We start from the raw sequence: 18127 nt of genomic DNA on the forward strand, positions 1-18127 counted from the left end.
GCGGCTTCGTGGGATAATTTCGCCCCCGCATCCCTGCGCCCAGCCGAGCCATGACGATTTCCCTGCCCGAGTTTTCCCGCGGTCGCCTCGTGATCGTCGGCGACGTCATGCTCGACCGCTACTGGCACGGCTCGACCAACCGCATCTCGCCCGAGGCGCCGGTGCCGGTGGTCAAGGTCGAGGGCGACGAATACCGCGCAGGCGGCGCCGGCAACGTCGCGCTCAACGCCGCCGTACTGGGCACCCGGACCGAACTGGTGGCGCTGGTCGGGCGCGACGAGGCGGCGCAGCGCCTGCGCGAAAAGCTCGAAGCCGGCCAGGTCGCCTGCCGCCTGCTCGAAGCGCCGCAGCACCCGACGATCACCAAGCTGCGCATCATCAGCCGCCACCAGCAGTTGATCCGGCTCGACTTCGAGGACAGCTTCGCGGTGCTGGAATCGGCCGGCATCGAACAGGCTTTCGAAACCGCGCTGCCCGGCGCCGGCGCGGTGGTGCTGTCGGACTACGGCAAGGGCACGCTGGCCCGGGTCGGCAGCCTGATCCGGGTCGCACGCGAACGAGGCGTGCCGGTGGTGGTCGACCCCAAGGGCACGGATTTCGGCCGCTACTGCGGCGCCACCGTGATCACGCCCAACATGAGCGAGTTCGAAGCGGTGGTGGGCCATTGCGCCGACGACGCCACGCTGCGCGAACGCGGCGAGGCCCTGCGCGCGGCGCTCGACCTCGACGCGGTGCTGATCACCCGCTCCGAGCGCGGCATGACGCTGCTGCAGGCCGGCCAGGCGCCACTCGACCTGCCGACCCGCGCGCGCGACGTGTTCGACGTCACCGGCGCCGGCGACACCGTGGTCGCGGTGCTGGGCGCCGGCCTGGCCTGCGGCCTGGCGCTGGCCGAGGCGACCGCGGTGGCCAACGTCGCCGCCGGCATCGTCGTCGGCAAGCTCGGCACCGCCACCGTCAGCCCCGAAGAACTCGCCGCCGCGCTGCGCGGCAACGGCACACCAGACTGAAGGAAACCAGCATGATCATCGTCACCGGCGGCGCCGGCTTCATCGGCAGCAACATCGTTCATGGCCTCAACGCCCGAGGCATCCGCGACATCCTGGTGGTCGACGACCTCACCGACGGGCGCAAATGCCTCAACCTGTCGGACGCCGACATCCTCGACTACATGGACAAGGACGACTTCCTCGCCCGCATCCAGGCCGGCGAGGGCTTCGGCCCCGTCGAGGCGGTGTTCCACGAAGGCGCCTGCTCGTCCACCACCGAGTGGGACGGCCGCTTCGTCATGAAGGTGAACTACGAATACACCAAGGCCGTGCTGGCCTGGTGCGTGGCCGGCAAGGTGCCGCTGATCTACGCCTCGTCGGCCTCGGTGTACGGCATGGGGCCGGTGTTCCGCGAAGCGCGCGAGTTCGAGCAGCCGCTCAACATGTACGCCTATTCCAAGTTCCAGTTCGACTGCCACCTGCGTACGAAACTGGCCGGCATCGGCAGCCAGGTCGTCGGCCTGCGCTACTTCAACGTCTACGGCCCGCGCGAACAGCACAAGGGCAACATGGCCAGCGTCGCCTTCCATTTCCACAAGCAGCTCGCGGAATCGGGCCGCGTGCGCCTGTTCGAAGGCAGCGACGGCTACGGCCCCGGCGAGCAGCGGCGCGACTTCATCCATGTGGACGACATCGTCGCGGTCAACCTGTGGCTGCTCGACAACCCGCAGGTGTCGGGCATCTTCAACCTCGGCACCGGTCGCGCGCAGAGCTTCAACGACGTCGCCCACGCCGCCACCCGCTGGCACCGCGCGCAGGGGCACGCAGGCGGCGGCATCGACTACATCGCCTTCCCCGAGCACCTGAAGGGCCGCTACCAGAGCTTCACCGAAGCCGACATGGGCGCGCTGCGCGCCGCCGGCTACGACCGCCCCTTCATGGACGTCGAGACAGGCGTGCCGGCCTACCTCGACTGGCTGGCCGCGCGCGCCTGAGCGGACCGCCGCAGGCATGACGTCCGCCTCCTCCCCCGCGCGCAAGGTCCTCGTCGTCGGCCCCTCGTGGGTCGGCGACATGGTGATGGCGCAGAGCCTGTTCAAGGCGCTCAAGCTGCGCGGCGCCTGCGACATCGACGTGCTCGCGCCGGGCTGGTCGCTGCCCATCCTCGAACGCATGCCCGAAGTGCGGCGCGGCGTGGTGATGCCGCTCGGCCACGGTGAATTCGGCCTCGGCAAGCGCCGCGCGCTGGGCAAGTCGCTGGCCGGCGAAGGCTACGACCAGGCGATCGTGCTGCCGGGTTCGCTGAAATCGGCCTTCGTGCCCTTCTTCGCCGGCATTCCGCAGCGCACCGGCTTCCGCGGCGAGATGCGCTACGGCCTGCTCAACGACCTGCGCCCGCTCGACAGGACCGCGCTGCCGATGACGGTGCAGCGTTTCACTGCCCTCGCCGCTCCGGCCGGCATGCCGCTGCCCGAACCTTTTCCAATGCCAGGGTTGGTCGCCCAGGCGGACAACCAGCCCCGCCTGCGCGAGAAGCACGGACTGCCCGCCGAAGTCCCGGCCGTCGCCTTCATGCCCGGCGCCGAATACGGCCCGGCCAAGCAGTGGCCGATCCCGCACTTCGCCGCATTGGCGCGTAGCCTGGCCGAACAGGGCTTCCAGGTCTGGGTGCTCGGCTCGAACAAGGACCGCGAAGCCGGCGAGGCCATCGCCGCCGGCAACCCGGCGGTGCATAACCTGGCCGGTCTCACCGCGCTCGGCGATGCGGTCGACCTGCTGGCGATGAGCGCCGCCGCCGTCACCAACGACTCCGGCCTGATGCACGTCGCCGCGGCGCTGGACGTGCCGCTGGTGGCGATCTACGGCTCGTCCAGCCCGGAACACACGCCGCCGCTGTCGCAGCGCGTCTCCATCCAGACCCTGCGGCTGGACTGTTCGCCCTGTTTCAAGCGCGTCTGCCCGCTGGGCCACACCCGCTGCCTGACCGACATCGCGCCGGAGCGCGTATTGGCTGCGCTGGGCGAGCTCGGCCTGCCCTGTACGGCCGCCGGCGGGACCGCACAGGCCATCCCGCTGGTTCGCGGAGCCTGACGCAGCGATGCGGGTTCTGATCGTCAAGACCTCCTCGCTCGGCGACGTCATCCACACCTTGCCCGCGCTGACCGACGCCGCCCACGCCATCCCTGGCATCCGCTTCGACTGGGTGGTCGAAGAAGCCTTCGCCGAGATCCCGCGCTGGCACCCGGCGGTCGACCGGGTGATTCCGGTCGCGGTGCGGCGCTGGCGCAAGCACCCCTTGCAAGCGTGGCGCAGCGGCGAATGGCAGGCCTTCCGCGCAACGGTCGGCCTGCACCGCTACGACGCCGTGATCGACGCCCAGGGCCTGTTCAAGAGCGCCTGGCTCGCCCGCCATGCCCACGGCCCGCTGCACGGGCTGGACAAACGCTCGGCACGCGAGCCGCTGGCGAGCCTGTTCTACCGCCACCGCCATACCGTGCCCTGGGGCCGGCACGCGGTGCTGCGGGTGCGCGAACTGTTCGCGCAGGCGCTGGGCTACACCCTGCCGGCCGATGCCGCGGCCAGCCTCGGCGACCAGGCACCCACGCACGATCCCTACGGCCTCGACCGCAGCCGCGTGCTGGCAGGCGCCGGCCAGACGGACAGCGACGGCGGCACGCCTTACGTCGTCTTCCTGCACGGCACGACCTGGGACACCAAGCACTGGCCGGAAGCCTACTGGCGCCAACTGGCCGAGCGCGCCTGCGCTGCCGGCTGGCGGGTACGCCTGCCCTGGGGCAATGCCGCCGAGCACGAGCGGGCCGAACGCATCGCCGCCAACCTGCCGGGCGTACAGGTGCTGCCCCGCCTGCCGCTTGCAGGTATCGCCGCCGAAATCGCCGGCGCCCGCGCCTGCGTCGCGGTCGACACCGGCCTGGGCCACCTCGCCGCCGCGCTGGCGGTGCCGACGGTGTCGCTGTACGGCCCGACCAATCCCGGCTTCACCGGCGCCTGGGGTTTCGGCCAGCGCCACCTGGCGGCGGACTTCCCCTGCGCGCCCTGCTTGAAGAAGCAGTGCACTTACGTGCCGACGGCGGAAGACAAGGAAAAAGCCCCTGCGCCCCTCAGCCGGGCGCCCCTCTCCCCCTGCGGGAGAGGGGCGGGGAGGAGCAACGACGGCAGTGCCACCACACGGGCCCCCTCGCCCCAGCCCTCTCCCGCGAGGGGAGAGGGAGACCGGCAAGAGCACCCGGCCGAGGCGGCCAGCTCGAGCGGCTTCCCCTATTGCTTCACCCGTTTGCCGCCCGACGATGTCTGGCAGGAGCTCGCCGTACTGCTCGACCGGCCGGACGCCGCCGCAACCGAAGCGCCCGCCATCTCCACCGAGGCCCGCTGATGCAGCTCGCCTTCTGCCTGTACAAGTTCTTCCCCTTCGGCGGCATGCAGCGCGACTTCCTGCGCATCGCCCAGGCCTGCCAGGCGCGCGGCCACGCGATCCGGGTGTATGTGCTGGCATGGCAGGGCGAGGTGCCGGCCGGTTTCGAGGTCGTGCATGTGCCGGTGCGTGCGCTGTCCAACCACCGCCGCTACCGCAAATACACCGACTGGGTGCAGGCCGACCTCGCCCGCCGGCCGGCGGACCGGGTGGTGGGCTTCAACAAGATGCCGGGGCTGGACGTGTATTACGCCGCCGATCCCTGCTTCGAGGACAAGGCCCGGACCCTGCGCAACCCGCTGTACCGGCTCGGCAGCCGCTACCGCCACTTCGCCGCCTGGGAGCGCGCGGTGTTCGGACCGGACAGCCGCACCGAGATCCTGATGATCTCCAGCGTGCAGCAGCCGCTGTTCGTCAGGCACTACGGCACGCCGGCCAGCCGCTTCCACCTGCTGCCGCCGGGCATCGCCGCCGACCGCCGCGCACCGCCGAACGCGGCAGCGATCCGGGCGGAATTCCGCAACGAGTTCAAGCTGGGCGATGAAGACCTGCTGCTGGTCCAGATCGGCTCCGGCTTCAAGACCAAGGGCGTGGACCGCAGCCTGAAGGCACTGGCCGCGCTGCCGGACGCGCTCAGGCGCCGCACCCGGCTGATGGTGATCGGCCAGGACGATCCCAAACCCTTCAAGCTGCAGGCCGCCACCCTCGGCCTCGGCGAGCGCGTCGACTTCCTGAAGGGCCGCAGCGACGTGCCGCGCTTCCTGCTCGGCGCCGAGCTGCTGATCCACCCGGCCTACAACGAGAACACCGGCACCGTGCTGCTGGAAGCGATCGTCGCCGGGCTGCCGGTGCTGGCGAGCGCGGTGTGCGGCTACGCCCACTACATCGAGGATGCCGACGCCGGCCGCGTCGTGCCCGAGCCCTTCGCGCAGGCACAGCTCGACCGCATGCTGGCGGAGATGCTGACCGACGACGGCGCACGCCGGCGCTGGCAGGCCAATGGCCTCGCCTTCGCCGGGCATGCCGATCTCTACAGCCTGCCCGAGCGCGCCGCCGACGTGATCCTGGGCCTGCCGGCGACAGGAGGGAGCGCATGAGCGCCGTCGCCCGGTCGCCCGAAGGCGGCGCTCTCCTCCCATGGGGAGGTGGTCGCACCAGCGACCGGAGGGTAGTCCAGTGAGCACGCTGTACCTCGACGAACCTTTCCGCAGCCTGTGGCAGGGCCGCGATGCCTTCGAAGCGGTCGAGGCCCTGCAGGGCGAAGTCTTCCGCGAACTCGAAGGCCGCCGCACGCTGCGCACCGAAGTGGCGGGCCAGGCTTTTTTCGTCAAGATCCACCGCGGCATCGGCTGGGGCGAGATCTTCAAGAACCTGCTGTCGCTACGCCTGCCGGTGCTCGGCGCACGCAACGAGTGGGAAGCCATCGCCCGGCTGGAGCAGGTCGGCGTCGCCACGATGCGCGCCGTGGCCTACGGCGAGCGCGGCGCCAACCCGGCGCGCCGGCACTCCTTCATCGTCACCGAAGCGCTCGCGCCGACGATCAGCCTGGAAGACTGGTGCCGCGACTGGCCCGCGCAAGCGCCGCCGCCCGCGCTCAAGCGCGCGCTGATCGCCCGCGTCGCCGACATGGCACGGCGCATGCACGAAGGCGGCATGAACCACCGCGACTTCTACCTCTGCCACTTCCTGCTGCACACCGAGCCGCCGCCCGCGCCGGACGCGCTGCGGCTGTCGCTGATCGACCTGCACCGCAGCCAGGTGCGCAGCGCCACGCCGCGGCGCTGGCGCGACAAGGATCTGGCCGGGCTGTATTTCTCGGCACTGAACATCGGCCTGAGCCGGCGCGACCTGCTGCGCTTCCTGCGTGGCTATTTTCCGCGTCCGCTGCGTGACACCCTGCGCGAAGAAGCCGCGCTGCTGCGCAAGCTGGCGCAGCGGGCGGAGAAGCTGCAGGCGCGCTACCTGCGCAAATACGCGCCGCCGCAGGACAGGCAGCCATGACGCAGCACTGGCGCCTCTGCCCCGGCTACGACACGCCCGCGCTGCGCGAGGCCTTCGGCTCGCTGGACGCCGTGTTCGCGCTCGAAGGCGAACGGATCACCGGCGATCCGCTCAGCGAAGTCCTGCGCGTCACCGTCGACGGCACACGCTACTACGTCAAGCGCTATCACCGCGCGGCCAAGAACCCGCTGCGCAGCTGGGTCGGCCGGCCGCGCATCCAGGCCGAATGGGAAAACCTGCTGACCTTCCAGGCCTGGGGCATCCGCACTGCGGACATCGCCGGCTACGGGCTCGAGCGCCGCGCCGGCACCTTCTTCCGCGGCGCCCTGATCACCAAGGAAATACCCGGCAGCATCGATCTCGCCCAACTGGCCAACGCACGCGATCCACGGCTGCACGATCGAAACTGGCTGATGCCGGTGATCCGGCAAGTCGCTGCGGCCACGCGCACGATGCACGAGCATCGTTTCGCCCACAACGACCTCAAGTGGCGCAACCTGCTGGTGGATGACGGCACGCCGCCGCTGGTGTATCTGATCGACTGCCCGGCCGGCGGAAGCTGGAGCGGCGCAATGCTGCGCCGGCGCGTGATGAAGGACCTGGCCTGCCTCGACAAGGTGGCGCACCACGTCCTGTCGCGCACCTGGCGCCTGCGCTTCTTCCTCGCCTACCGCGGCCGGGACCGGCTGACCGCCGACGACAAACCGCTGCTGCGGCAGGTGCTGGCCTATTTCGAGGGGCGCGAATGACGACGCCGGCCGCGCAGACCGCGGCCTCGCTGCGTGCCGCCGGACGCGCGCCGGCGCAGCCCTTCGCGGTCGCGCTCGGCGACGGCCGCGAACTCGTCCTGCATCGCATCCTGCGCCTCCTGCCCGGCAAGCGCATCGTCGGCGAAGCCGAGCTGGCCGACAGCCGCGTGCTGGCGAAACTCTTCATCGCCCCCGGCAGCGCGCGACACTGGCAGCGCGAGCGCGAAGGCATCGCGGCGCTGGCCGCCGCCGGCATTCCGACGCCTGCGCTGCTTCATGCGGGCGAACTCGCGGAGGGCGGCCATGCATTGCTGACGGATTTCCTCACCGACGCGGTGAGCCTGGCCGAACGCTGGCAGGCCGTCGCCCGGCTGCCGGCCGGCCACTCCGACGCGCTCGCGGTGCTGGCGCCCGCCTTCGCCATGCTCGGCCGCCTGCATATGAACGGACTGGTGCAGGACGATCTTCACCTGGGCAATTTTCTCGTCCGCGGCAGCAGGCTGATGGTCATCGACGGCGACGCGGTGCGGGCACTCACCCCCGGGCAGCCGCTGCAAGCCGATGCGGCCAGCGCCAACTTCGCCATCCTGGCGGCACAGCTGCCGGCCGGCTGGGACGAACACCTCGCCCCGCTCATCGACGCCTGGCGCCAGGGCGGCGAAGGCCTGCCCGCGCTCGATCCGGCTGCGCTGCGCGCGCCCATCGCCCACACCCGCGATGCGCGGCTCAAGGACTTCCTCGCCAAGACACGCCGCGACTGCACGCTGTTCAAGGCGGAAAAGACTTTCGAGCGGCTGACGATCGCGGTGCGTGCCGAAGCGGAGGCACTCGCCGAAATCCTGGCCGCCCCGGACGCCGCCATCGCCCGCGGCAGCCTGCTGAAGGACGGCGGCACCTGCACGGTGGCGAAGCTGGAGCATGCCGACCGGCCGCTGGTGATCAAGCGCTACAACCTCAAGAACGCCCGCCATGCGCTGTCGCGCGCCTGGCGGCCGAGCCGGGCCGCGCATTCGTGGGTGGAAGGCCACCGGCTCGCCTTCCTCGGCATCGCCACGCCGGCGCCGCTGGCGATCATCGAGGAACGCGCCGGGCCACTGCGCCGCCGGGCCTGGATCATCAACGCCTGGTGCCCCGGGCAGGACCTGGCCACCCACCTCGCTCCTTACATCGACAGCGGCCCGCCACCTGCGGAAGCCGAGGCCCTGCACACGCTGTTCGCCACCCTGCACCGCGAACGCATCTCGCACGGCGACATGAAAGCCACCAACCTGCTGTGGCACGACGGCCAGGTCGTGCTGATCGACCTCGACGCCATGCAGCAGCACCGCAGCGCAGCCTCCCACGCCCGCGCCTGGCGCCGCGACCGCGCCCGCCTGCTGCGCAACTGGCCGGCGGACAGCGCGCTGTGGCGCTGGCTCGACGCCAATCTGCCGCCGGCCTGAACCCCCCGAAAATGCCGCTGCGCCGGCATGGCGGTTAAGATGCGCCTGTAACATTCTGATAACAGACATGTCCGACAGCGCGATCGACTATCCCACCCTGCGCGGCGACGCCGAAATCATCGAGGCCGACGGCCACGGCGAGAAGGTGTTGCGGCTTGCCGACGGCAGCTATCTCAAGGTCTTCCGCCGCAAGCGGCTGCTGTCGTCCGCCGCGTGGTACCCCTATGCCCGCCGCTTCGCCGACAACGCCGAAGCCCTTGCCCGGCTGGGTATTCCCTGTCCACACGTGATCCGCGTCCACCGCTTCCCGATCATCCGCCGCGACGTCGTCCATTACCGCCCGCTACCCGGCCTCACGCTGCGCCAGATCATCCAGGGCGCGCAACCGGAGATCGACACGCGCGCGCTGCTCGGCCAGCTCGGCCGCTTCGTCGCGACATTGCACGACGCCGGCGTGTTCTTCCGCTCGATCCACCTCGGCAACATCGTCCTCGGCGACGACGGCCGGCTCGGCCTGATCGACATCGCCGACATGCAGGCCGGCCGCCGCCCGCTGCCGCGCTTCAAGCGCAAGCGCAATTTCGCCCACCTGCTGCGCTACCGCGAAGATCGCGCCTGGCTGATGGCCGACGGCGGCCAGGCCTTCGCCGAAGGCTACGCCGCGCAGGCCGGCAAGGGCTATGCAGTGGGGGATCTGCAGGCCTGGCTGAACGCCACGGCGGGGGCTGGGCGCTGAGCACCGGCATGCAAGGCGGAGAAGCCGCATGGCAAACGGCTCATGCCCTGTGCTGTCGTCGCACGGCTCGTCCCACAGAATCGTTGCATAGTCCTGGCCGCCACAGAAGACGACGCGATGACGCCATGTTAGACTGCCTGACGGTCCATCTCTGGAGAAAAAAATGCAGATTTCCGTAACGGAAGCCAAGGCTCAATTGACCGAGCTGGTCAGGCGTGCCGAGGCCGGGGATGAGGTGATCCTGACTCGCTACGGCCATGCTGCCGTTCGCTTGATACCGGTCAAAGCGGCGCCTGACAGGAAATCCCGCCGGGACTTGCTCCGCGCGGTTCGAGCATCGGCAGCGACAAAGGCACTCAACGGGCCTTCGGCAGCTCGCAGCCAGGACTTTCTGTATGACACGCTCGGCCTCCCGGAATGATCGCCGTCGATACATCGGCCCTGATGGCGATCGTGCTGAACGAGCCGGAAGCAGACGCATGTGTTGCGGCACTTGAGTCGGAAGATGACATCCTCATTTCAGCGGGCACCGCTGCCGAAGCCTTGATCGTCGCTGCACGCCGGAATGTCGGCGAAGAAATGGTCCAGATGATCGAGGGGCTGGGGCTGGAGATCATAAGCGTAACGCCCGCAGCGGCGCGCCGCATCGCCCAGGCTTATGCTCGGTGGGGCAAGGGCGTCCACCCAGCAGCCCTGAATTTCGGTGACTGCTTCTCGTACGAAGTGGCAAGGGAACACGGATGCCGTCTGCTGTTCGTGGGCGACGACTTCTCCCGCACCGACGTGGAAAGCGCGATCTGATCGACAAACCCCCATCGGCGGAACTGGCCGCTCAGGGCCGGCAGGAAACGACGCGGCTCACTCCACCTCCTTGAACTGATGCGCGTGCAGGCCGGCGTAGTGGCCGCCGGCGGCGAGCAGTTCGGCGTGGGTGCCGCGCTCGACGATGCGGCCGTGGTCCATCACCAGGATCAGGTCGGCCTTCTCGATGGTCGATAGCCGGTGGGCGATCACCAGCGTGGTGCGGCCGGAAGTGGCCCGGTCCAGCGCCGCCTGGATGTGGCGCTCGGATTCGGTATCCAGCGCGGAAGTGGCTTCGTCCAGGATCAGGATGGGCGCGTTCTTCAGCAGCGCACGCGCGATCGCCAGGCGCTGACGCTGGCCGCCGGACAGCGTCACGCCGTTTTCGCCGATCTCGGTATCGAGGCCTTGCGGCAGGCGGTCGATGAACTCCTTGGCGTAGGCCGCCTCGGACGCAGCTTCGATGGCCTCGCGCGGAGCGCCGGCGAGGTCGCCATAGGCGATGTTGTTGGCCACGCTGTCGTTGAACAGCGTCACCTGCTGGGTGACGAGGGCGATGTGGCGGCGCAGGTTGCGCAGGCGGTAGTCGCGTGCATCGACGCCGTCGATCAGGATCTGCCCTTCGCTGTAGTCGTAGAAGCGCGGAATCAGGTTGGCGAGCGTGGATTTGCCGCTGCCCGAACGGCCGACCAGCGCCACCATCCGGCCCGGCGGAATGTCGACATCGATGTCCTGCAGCACCGGCTGCTCCACACCGGGATAGCGGAAGCTCAGCCCCCTGATCTCGATATGCCCTTCCAGGCGCTCGCGTTCGACCGTGCCGGTATCCACTTCGGGCGCTTCGTCGAGCTGCTCGAAGATGCTCTCGGCGCCGGCAACGCCGCGCTGGATGGTGTTGCTGACTTCGGACAACTGGCGGATCGGCTTGGGCAGCAGGCCGGCGGCGGTGATGTAGGCCACCAGGTCGCCCGCGGTGGCATCGCCCCGCAACAGCAGCACCAGGAACAGCACCACCGCCATCGCGCCATAGGTGACGATCTGCAGGCTGGGCGTGAACACGGCGCTGGTCTTGACCATGCGCAGCTGCTTTCTAGTGTTGTCGACGCTGGCACGCAGGAAACGCTCGGACTCGTATGGCTCGCCGCCGAAGCTGCGCACCACCCGATAGCCCTGGATACTCTCCGACACCACGTGGGTCAGGTCGCCCATCGCCGCCTGGATGCGCTTGGCCTGCTTGCGGAACTTGCGGCTGGCGCGACTGACCAGGAAACCAATCACCGGCAGCACCGCGACCATGACGAAAGTCAGCTTCCAGTTCATCCACAGCAAGTAGCCGAAGAGGAAGATCACGGTCAGGCCTTCGCGGAACACGACCTTGATCGCATCCGTCGCCGCGCCGGTGACCATCGTCACGTTGAAGGTGATGCGCGAAATCAGGTGGCCGGAGTTGTTCTGGTCGAAATAGCGGTTCGGCAGATTCAGCAGGCTGTCGAACAGCTTGACCCGCAAATCGTGCACCAGCCCCAGGGAAACCCGCGCGAGGAAGAAATTGCCCAGGTAGGAGCCCACGCCCTGCCACAAGGCGATCAGCACGATCATCAGCGGCACGGCCTTCATCAGCGACACGCCGTCGAGCACATCCCAGCCCACGTCGAGCGCGGCCGCCGGGTCGTTGAGGCCATCGACGAAATACTTCATCACCGACGCCAGCATCGGCTGGGACGAGGCGAAGATGATGAAGCCGAGGATACTGACGGCGAACGTGCCGATGTAAGGCCGGACGTAGGCCAGCAGACGAAGGTAGATTTTCAGGGAAGAAGCCGAAGAAGTCTTGTCTTGCGACATGTGACGGCGGGCAGTGGTGCGATGCGGGAGTCTAGCATGCGAGGGGGAGCGGAAGTGGCTTGCACATATTGAGTGCTACACTCGACGCGTGGGGGTTCATGCCCTCCCGCACACGGCAACGAGCCCCCTCATCGCATTTTCGAGTATATGAATCCAGCAATGGCAGGACGGAGAACCCATCTTTCGGACAGAAGTGAGAACATCCTCTTCATCCTGTCCGCGATATGGTTATCAGGGTATTTTCTGCTGCCGTCCGACAAGATTCACCAGCAACTGTTCCACCTCGGTTTTACCCTGCCTGGCGTATGGATCCTGCTGAAAAACGGATTCGACACGGGAATTCGACCATCAGGAATTCTCCTGGCTTCCGCAGCATATGCCGCCTATTACATCGTCAGCCTCGCGTGGACACCGCATGAAAGCGCTGTCGATCATCTGAGTGAAATCAAGAGAGTCATATATTTGCTTTCATTCTGGATGATCCTGAACCACTGGATGAAGGCGTCTCCAGGGAAAACGGCATTACTGGCAAAAGCACTTACGGCAGCTGCATTGATCAGCATAGGGATCAATGGCGTACTGTTTTACGGCGTAAATGGATTCGGCCTCGCAGATCGATTCGCCGGTATCGGCAGGCTGTGGAATCCCCTGTGGTCCGGCGCGGCTTATGGCGCCTGTGCGGTGCTGATGTTCAGCCTGATGAACTGGAGAAATACCGCCCTCGAGAGCAAGGAAAAGATTCTTTACTCGCTGGCCTTCCTGGCCTTTGCAGCCGCGACAGTCCTCACTCACAGCAGAGGGCCGGTCGGCGCGATGCTCATCGTATGTTCAGGCATACTGCTGGCCAATAACCTGGGCATGAAAAAGAAGATCTCCATACTGACCGCGACATCCACCCTGCTCCTGGCCCTTCTGTATCTGATGGATGACTACTTCGGCGCCAGCATCGAAAGAGGGCAAAGTTACAGACTGGATTTATGGCAAGGCTTCATCGAACGGGCAAAGGAACATCCGGTTTTCGGCTTCGGGGCCGGGGCGCAGGTTCTCATCCATGCCCCGGGGGAGTTCGTCAATGACTGGACGCACTATCACAGCGTCTATGTCGGCTCCCTGGTCGAGCTGGGGGTCACAGGCTTGCTGCTGCATCTGGCCTTGTGCTTCATCGTCATCCGGACAGGATGGAAACACCGGCATCACCTTCATGCCCGCATTGCACTCGCACTGTTCATTTACACGATGATCATCGGCCTCACCTTCGGCCAGGGCATCATCACGAAACAGAACGTGCAATGGGCTCTTTTCTGGCTGCCGGTCATCGTTCTTGCCACCTTTCCCCGCGCGACGCAGACAGGGAATGAAAGCCCCGGGCACTGATGACCCAGCACGAACGTGCCGCCAGCTCCGGTTCCGCAACCCGTTCTCCGGGAGCCAGCCCTGCCCAGGGCTGCCCTTTCCAGACGAGAAAATGGAGATACGGAAAATCGCGCTCACCGTCGCGATCGGTATGAAGCCGCCCATCGCGCCACATCCACTGCGATGGAAAATCGAAACTGCCATCGGTCCACGGGATGCGCGCATAGGGTGTACTGAATGCTTCGACGAACTCGCAGCGCCTGAGCGTCGGGCTCAGCGCGCGACGGATGCGCCGCAGCGGCTCCGGCCAGTTCTTGTTCTTCACGAACAGCTTGCTGAACGCCTTTTCGTCGAAAGCCCGATGTGCCGGATCAGCCATCGCCGCCTGCCATCCAGGCACCCTCAAGAATGCCCTTAGCATTTTTTCATCATTGCGCAGCAAGCACAGATGCCCGGAAACCCGGGTCGAGTGGGTAGACAGCAGATCGTAGCGCCCCAGACGTTCGTCATCGAAATAGCGACGCAGATCCCCATACACCAGATCAATGTCGCCGAACCCCCAGAAATCAAAGCCATCCAGGCAGTCGGCATGAATGAAACCGAGCGCAGGCTTCAGATCGCACAGCTTGTATGGGCTCGGCGGAGCAAACTCGATGCCGAGCCGTCCGGAAACCAGTGCGCAATACTCAGCATAGCTCAGGGTACGAATCTCGACATTCGGCGGACAATCCTCCGGCACGCCGCAATCCGAGAAAAAAAACCACTCGATGCTCGGATTGTAGCGACAGCTCTGCAGGAAGAAGGGCATCCAGAAAGGCCATTTTCCGAAGTATGGAATGAGAAAACGAATTCGGGCCTGAGCCATCTTCATGCTCCGCAATGAGCGCTGTCATATGATTTTTTGCCGCTCACGCTCTGCTCATCCGAGCCAGGCGCGCAGGTAGCGGAACGCCATGAAGCGTTGCCGTCCGTGTTCGTCGGTAAACCGCTCCGGAACACGCACGCAACTGTCCGCCGTTTCCGCACACAGCGCATCCGCCAGCGCGGACGCGTCCCCCAGGGGGAAGACCCTGCCCACGCCCTCGACCACCTCGCGTCCGCCGCCGCAGTCGCTGCAGATCACCGGTACCCCGGCCGCCATCGCCTCCAGCAGCACCATGCCGAAGGGCTCGTGATCCGAAGTCAGCGCGAACACGTCGAAAGCCTTGAAGTAGCGCCGGCCCTGGGCCACCTGGCCGAGAAAGCGCACCTGCCCGGCAACCCCCAGCTCATCGGCCAGCTTGCGCAACGAAGCCTCCAGACGGCCGCTGCCCATGATCGCCAGCAGCCCGCCCGCCGGCAGCCGCGGCAGGGCCTCGGCGAAGCCGCGGATCAGCGTGGCCTGATCCTTGTCCGGGTGCAGGCGGCCGACGTTGCCCACCACCCAGGCATCCTGCGGCAAGCCCAGCGCCTCGCGGGCCGTCTCGCGCGACACCTGTTCGGCCTGCACGGCTTCGACGTCGACCCGGTTGTGCAAGGTCTGGATGCGTTCGGGATCCCAGGCCGGCAGGTAGCCGCGCATCTCGTCACGCACCGCATCGGACACGCCCAGCAACAGCAGGCGCGACTGGAAACGGCTGACGAACCAGCGCCGCATGGCGCGCTCGAAGACACCGAAAGCGTGGAGCACGCCGACCACCGGCAAGCGGGTCGCCAGCAGGGCGATGTAGATCGGCTTGAAGCGGTGGGCGATGCACAGGCGAAAATCCCGCCCGGCGACGATCTGCCGCAAGCGACGCATGGCGCCGAGCTTGAGGCCGCGCACCTCGCGGCTGTCGTGGCCGAGGAAGATCACCTCGTCCGAGGCCGAACCGCGCTCGGCCTCCGCATCCGGCTCGCCCGTCAGGTAGACGGTACACACCTTGTACGGCGTGCCCTCGAACAATGCCGCGTACTGGCGCGCGACGTCGAGGAAAGGGCCGTCATAGCCATGACAGAACTGCAGCACCCACGGCTGGCTGCTCATGTCAGGCAGCACCTTCCTTCACCACCAGCACATCCTCCATGATCAGATACTGCAGATCCGAACCGAAGAACATGTTCAAGGCATCCGTCGGCGAGCAGATCATCGGCTCGCCGCGGCGGTTGAGCGAGGTGTTCAGCACCACGCCGTTGCCGGTGAGCTTTTCCAGTTCTTTCATCAGGTCGTAGTAGCGCGGGTTGAACTCGCGCTTCAACACCTGGGCACGTGCGGTACCGTCTTCATGCACCACTTCCGGCACGCGCGTCTTCCACTCCTCGGCCACCTCGAAGGTGAAGGTCATGAAAGGCGCGGGGTGATCCGTCTGCAGCATCTGCGGGCCGACGGTGTCGAGCATGCTGGGGCAGAAGGGGCGCCAGCGTTCGCGGAACTTGATCTGCTCGTTGATGCGGTCGGCCACGCCGGCCGCGCTCGGGCAGCCGAGGATGGAACGCCCCCCCAGCGCGCGCGGACCGAACTCCATGCGGCCCTGGAACCAGGCCACCGGGTTGCCGTCGGCCAGGATCCGGGCAATGCGCTGCGGCACCGCGGTGTCGCCGTCCGCGATCAGCTCCCAGCGCGGCTGGGACGGATGCCTGGCGCAGGCGGCGATGACTTCTTCGTTGGTATAGCGCGGGCCGAGATAGACGTGATCCATCTTCTCGACCGGCACGCCGCGTTTCACCGACACGTACGACGCCGCGCCCACGGCGGTGCCGGAGTCGCCCGAAGCCGGCTGGACGAAGAGTTCCTTCACTTCGGGACGGGCGATGATCTTCTGGTTGAGCTTGACGTTGAGCGCGCCGCCGCCGGCGAAGGCCAGCCGGCCCGTCTCGCGCAGGATGCCGCCCAGGTAATGGTCCATCATCTGCAGCGCGAGATCCTCGAACAGCTTCTGCATGCTCGCCGCGTAATGGATGTAGGGGTCGTCGGCGATGTCACCGTGGCGCATCGGGCCGAGCCACTGGATCAGCTTGGGCGAGAAGTAGTAGCCCTTGCCCTTTTCCTTGTAGCGGCGAAAGCCGATCACGTTGGCGTAGTCGGTGTCGATGATCAGTTCGCCGTTCTCGAACCTGGCCAGGCGCGAGAAATCGTACTTCGTCGCATCACCATAGGGCGCCATGCCCATCACCTTGTACTCACCGTCGAGCATCTCGAAGCCAAGGTATTCGGTGATCGCGCCGTACAGGCCGCCGAGCGAGTCGGGATCGTAAAACTCCTTGATCTTGTGGATGCGGCCGTTCTCGCCGTAGCCGAAGAAGGTGGTCGCGTACTCGCCCTTGCCGTCAATGCCCATGATCGCGGTCTTCTCGGTGAAGCCGGAGCAGTGGTAGGCGCTGGACGCATGCGCGAGGTGGTGCTCGACCGGCTCGATCTTCACCTTCTTCAGGTCGAAGCCGAGCTGCTGCAGGCACCACTGGATGCGCTTCTTGTAACGGCGGAAACGACGGTTGCCGGCCAGGATCGCATCCAGCCCGCGATCCGGCGCGTACCAATAGCGCCTGGCGTAGTGCCAGCGCGCCTTGCCGAACAGGCTGACCGGCGCGAACGGAATCGCCACCACGTCCACATCGGCCGGCTCGATGCCGGCGAAGTCCAGGCAGAACTTCGCCGATTCGTAGGGCATGCGGTTCTTGGCGTGCTTGTCGCGGACGAAGCGTTCTTCTTCCGCCGCCGCGACGAGCTTGCCGTCGATGTAGAGCGCGGCGGACGGGTCATGGGTGAGGGCACCGGAAAGGCCGAGGATGGTAAGGGACAAGAATGCGCCTCCGGACGCTGGAAAAGAAGGGCAACCGGCGCAAGGCGCTGGCGGGTTGCGCGAAATTATAACGCGCAGCGCAGAAGCCCCCATCCCCACGCAGTACGCGGCATCCCTCCCGCCGACATGTGTTCCGGTCTAGAATGAAAGCGTTTCCAAGAAAGCAACGAACGTTCTTGATTTGAAAACACAAACCTCCGTCTCCGACCTGCTCTTCCCGAGTTTCCTGATCGAGCGCTCGAACCCGTCAGATCCCGTCATGCCCACCCCAGGAGACACGCCATGAGACCCTCTGCTGCATTGGAAGCAAACCGGGAACTGATCAGGAGAATCGTTTTGGCTCACCGAGCCAGCAACCCGCGCGTGTTCGGCTCCGTTCTCCATGGTGACGACTCGGAAGCAAGCGACCTCGACTTGCTCGTCGACCCGACGCAAGATACCTCCTTGCTCGATATCGCACACATCCAGGTCGAACTCGAGGCCCAACTCGGTGTATCGGTCGACGTTCTCACCCCTGCGGCCCTGCCAACCAAGTTCCGAAGCCAGGTGCTGCAGGAAGCACGTGCAGTATGAACAAGAAGGCGTTACGGCTGGATGATTACCTGTTGCACATGGAAGATGCGATCTCGCGGGTACAGCGCTATACGCACAGCAAGTCACAAACAGATTTCAACGCCGACGAACAATTGCAGGACGCCGTAATCCGCAACATCGAAATCATCGGAGAAGCAGCGCATAACGTTGCCATCCACGCCCCCGCTTTCACCCAGTTGCATCACGACATCCCTTGGGCAGCCTTGTACGCCATGCGCAACAGACTGAGCCATGGCTACTGGACCATCGATCTGGCAGTCGTCTGGCAAGTGATTCAGCGCGACCTGCCAACGCTAAAGGAACAACTCAAGCAATGTCGAGCTGCCTCCGCCCTCGGCGCCGATCTGGGAACGGACCGATAGGCTTCGCACAAGGCTTGCCGCTGCCAGCCTCCAGCAAGCACCATCGAACTCTCCGAACATCCGA

18 protein-coding genes are annotated in these 18127 nt (G+C 66.5%); 14 read left to right on the forward strand and 4 right to left on the reverse strand.

Features of this window, described 5'->3' with window-relative positions:
• The first annotated feature begins 50 nt into the window (after window positions 1–50).
• From rfaE1 to ACNQFN_RS20965, 11 genes are all read left to right on the forward strand, one after another.
• On the forward strand, window positions 51–1010 hold the full coding sequence (gene rfaE1 / locus ACNQFN_RS20915) for a D-glycero-beta-D-manno-heptose-7-phosphate kinase (protein WP_418647443.1): 960 nt from the start codon (window positions 51–53) through the stop codon (window positions 1008–1010).
• A gap of 11 nt (window positions 1011–1021) precedes the next feature.
• Window positions 1022–1984: an ADP-glyceromanno-heptose 6-epimerase gene (gene rfaD, locus ACNQFN_RS20920; RefSeq protein WP_068635230.1), complete on the forward strand. Its 963-nt coding sequence runs from the start codon at window positions 1022–1024 to the stop codon at window positions 1982–1984.
• A 16-nt stretch (window positions 1985–2000) separates the two neighbouring features.
• On the forward strand, window positions 2001–3080 hold the full coding sequence (gene waaF, locus ACNQFN_RS20925; protein ID WP_418647444.1) for a lipopolysaccharide heptosyltransferase II: 1080 nt from the start codon (window positions 2001–2003) through the stop codon (window positions 3078–3080).
• Between the two features lie 7 nt (window positions 3081–3087).
• A complete protein-coding gene (gene waaC / locus ACNQFN_RS20930; protein WP_418647445.1) occupies window positions 3088–4383 on the forward strand; it encodes a lipopolysaccharide heptosyltransferase I in 1296 nt (431 codons plus the stop codon).
• Window positions 4383–5519: a glycosyltransferase family 4 protein gene (locus tag ACNQFN_RS20935; protein ID WP_068635227.1), complete on the forward strand. Its 1137-nt coding sequence runs from the start codon at window positions 4383–4385 to the stop codon at window positions 5517–5519. The genes waaC and ACNQFN_RS20935 overlap by 1 nt, the downstream gene beginning before the upstream one ends.
• 79 nt (window positions 5520–5598) lie before the next feature.
• Entirely contained in the window at window positions 5599–6423 is an 825-nt protein-coding gene (gene rfaP / locus ACNQFN_RS20940; RefSeq protein ID WP_418647446.1) for a lipopolysaccharide core heptose(I) kinase RfaP, read from the forward strand.
• On the forward strand, window positions 6420–7172 hold the full coding sequence (locus tag ACNQFN_RS20945) for a lipopolysaccharide kinase InaA family protein (RefSeq protein ID WP_068635225.1): 753 nt from the start codon (window positions 6420–6422) through the stop codon (window positions 7170–7172). Before rfaP ends, ACNQFN_RS20945 begins: the two co-directional genes overlap by 4 nt.
• Entirely contained in the window at window positions 7169–8614 is a 1446-nt protein-coding gene (locus ACNQFN_RS20950) for a lipopolysaccharide kinase InaA family protein (protein WP_418647447.1), read from the forward strand. Before ACNQFN_RS20945 ends, ACNQFN_RS20950 begins: the two co-directional genes overlap by 4 nt.
• 67 nt (window positions 8615–8681) lie before the next feature.
• Entirely contained in the window at window positions 8682–9350 is a 669-nt protein-coding gene (locus ACNQFN_RS20955) for a lipopolysaccharide kinase InaA family protein (protein ID WP_418647448.1), read from the forward strand.
• Window positions 9351–9513: 163 nt separating this feature from the next.
• On the forward strand, window positions 9514–9771 hold the full coding sequence (locus tag ACNQFN_RS20960) for a type II toxin-antitoxin system Phd/YefM family antitoxin (RefSeq protein WP_418647449.1): 258 nt from the start codon (window positions 9514–9516) through the stop codon (window positions 9769–9771).
• Window positions 9768–10151: a type II toxin-antitoxin system VapC family toxin gene (locus ACNQFN_RS20965; protein WP_418647450.1), complete on the forward strand. Its 384-nt coding sequence runs from the start codon at window positions 9768–9770 to the stop codon at window positions 10149–10151. Before ACNQFN_RS20960 ends, ACNQFN_RS20965 begins: the two co-directional genes overlap by 4 nt.
• Window positions 10152–10208: 57 nt before the next feature.
• Here the strand turns inward: ACNQFN_RS20965 and msbA are convergent, their stop codons facing one another.
• Complete coding sequence (msbA, locus tag ACNQFN_RS20970) at window positions 10209–11996, reverse strand: lipid A export permease/ATP-binding protein MsbA (RefSeq protein WP_418647451.1); 1788 nt, start codon at window positions 11994–11996, stop codon at window positions 10209–10211.
• A gap of 147 nt (window positions 11997–12143) precedes the next feature.
• On the opposite strand from msbA, the gene ACNQFN_RS20975 reads away from it, so the two are divergent.
• Window positions 12144–13370 (forward strand): O-antigen ligase family protein, encoded by a 1227-nt coding sequence (locus tag ACNQFN_RS20975; RefSeq protein WP_418647452.1) that lies wholly within the window; start codon window positions 12144–12146, stop codon window positions 13368–13370.
• Here the strand turns inward: ACNQFN_RS20975 and ACNQFN_RS20980 are convergent.
• The 3 genes from ACNQFN_RS20980 to ACNQFN_RS20990 are packed head-to-tail and all read right to left on the reverse strand — an operon-like array spanning window position 13309 to window position 17107.
• Window positions 13309–14214, reverse strand: coding sequence for a DUF6625 family protein (locus ACNQFN_RS20980; RefSeq protein ID WP_418647453.1), 906 nt, complete (start codon window positions 14212–14214; stop codon window positions 13309–13311). The two genes, ACNQFN_RS20975 and ACNQFN_RS20980, sit on opposite strands and share 62 nt — an antisense overlap.
• 54 nt (window positions 14215–14268) lie before the next feature.
• Complete coding sequence (locus tag ACNQFN_RS20985) at window positions 14269–15354, reverse strand: glycosyltransferase (RefSeq protein WP_418647454.1); 1086 nt, start codon at window positions 15352–15354, stop codon at window positions 14269–14271.
• Window position 15355: 1 nt separating this feature from the next.
• The gene (locus ACNQFN_RS20990; RefSeq protein ID WP_418647455.1) at window positions 15356–17107 is read right to left on the reverse strand and encodes a carbamoyltransferase; all 1752 of its coding nucleotides are present in this window, start codon (window positions 17105–17107) and stop codon (window positions 15356–15358) included.
• A gap of 282 nt (window positions 17108–17389) precedes the next feature.
• Here ACNQFN_RS20990 and ACNQFN_RS20995 point away from each other — a divergent pair, with 282 nt between their 5' ends.
• The gene (locus ACNQFN_RS20995) at window positions 17390–17680 is read left to right on the forward strand and encodes a nucleotidyltransferase family protein (protein ID WP_418647456.1); all 291 of its coding nucleotides are present in this window, start codon (window positions 17390–17392) and stop codon (window positions 17678–17680) included.
• Window positions 17677–18063, forward strand: coding sequence for a DUF86 domain-containing protein (locus tag ACNQFN_RS21000; protein ID WP_418647457.1), 387 nt, complete (start codon window positions 17677–17679; stop codon window positions 18061–18063). The genes ACNQFN_RS20995 and ACNQFN_RS21000 overlap by 4 nt, the downstream gene beginning before the upstream one ends.
• Window positions 18064–18127: the final 64 nt, after the last annotated feature.

The organism is Thauera butanivorans, assembly GCF_048398245.1.
Taxonomy (GTDB): domain Bacteria; phylum Pseudomonadota; class Gammaproteobacteria; order Burkholderiales; family Rhodocyclaceae; genus Thauera; species Thauera butanivorans.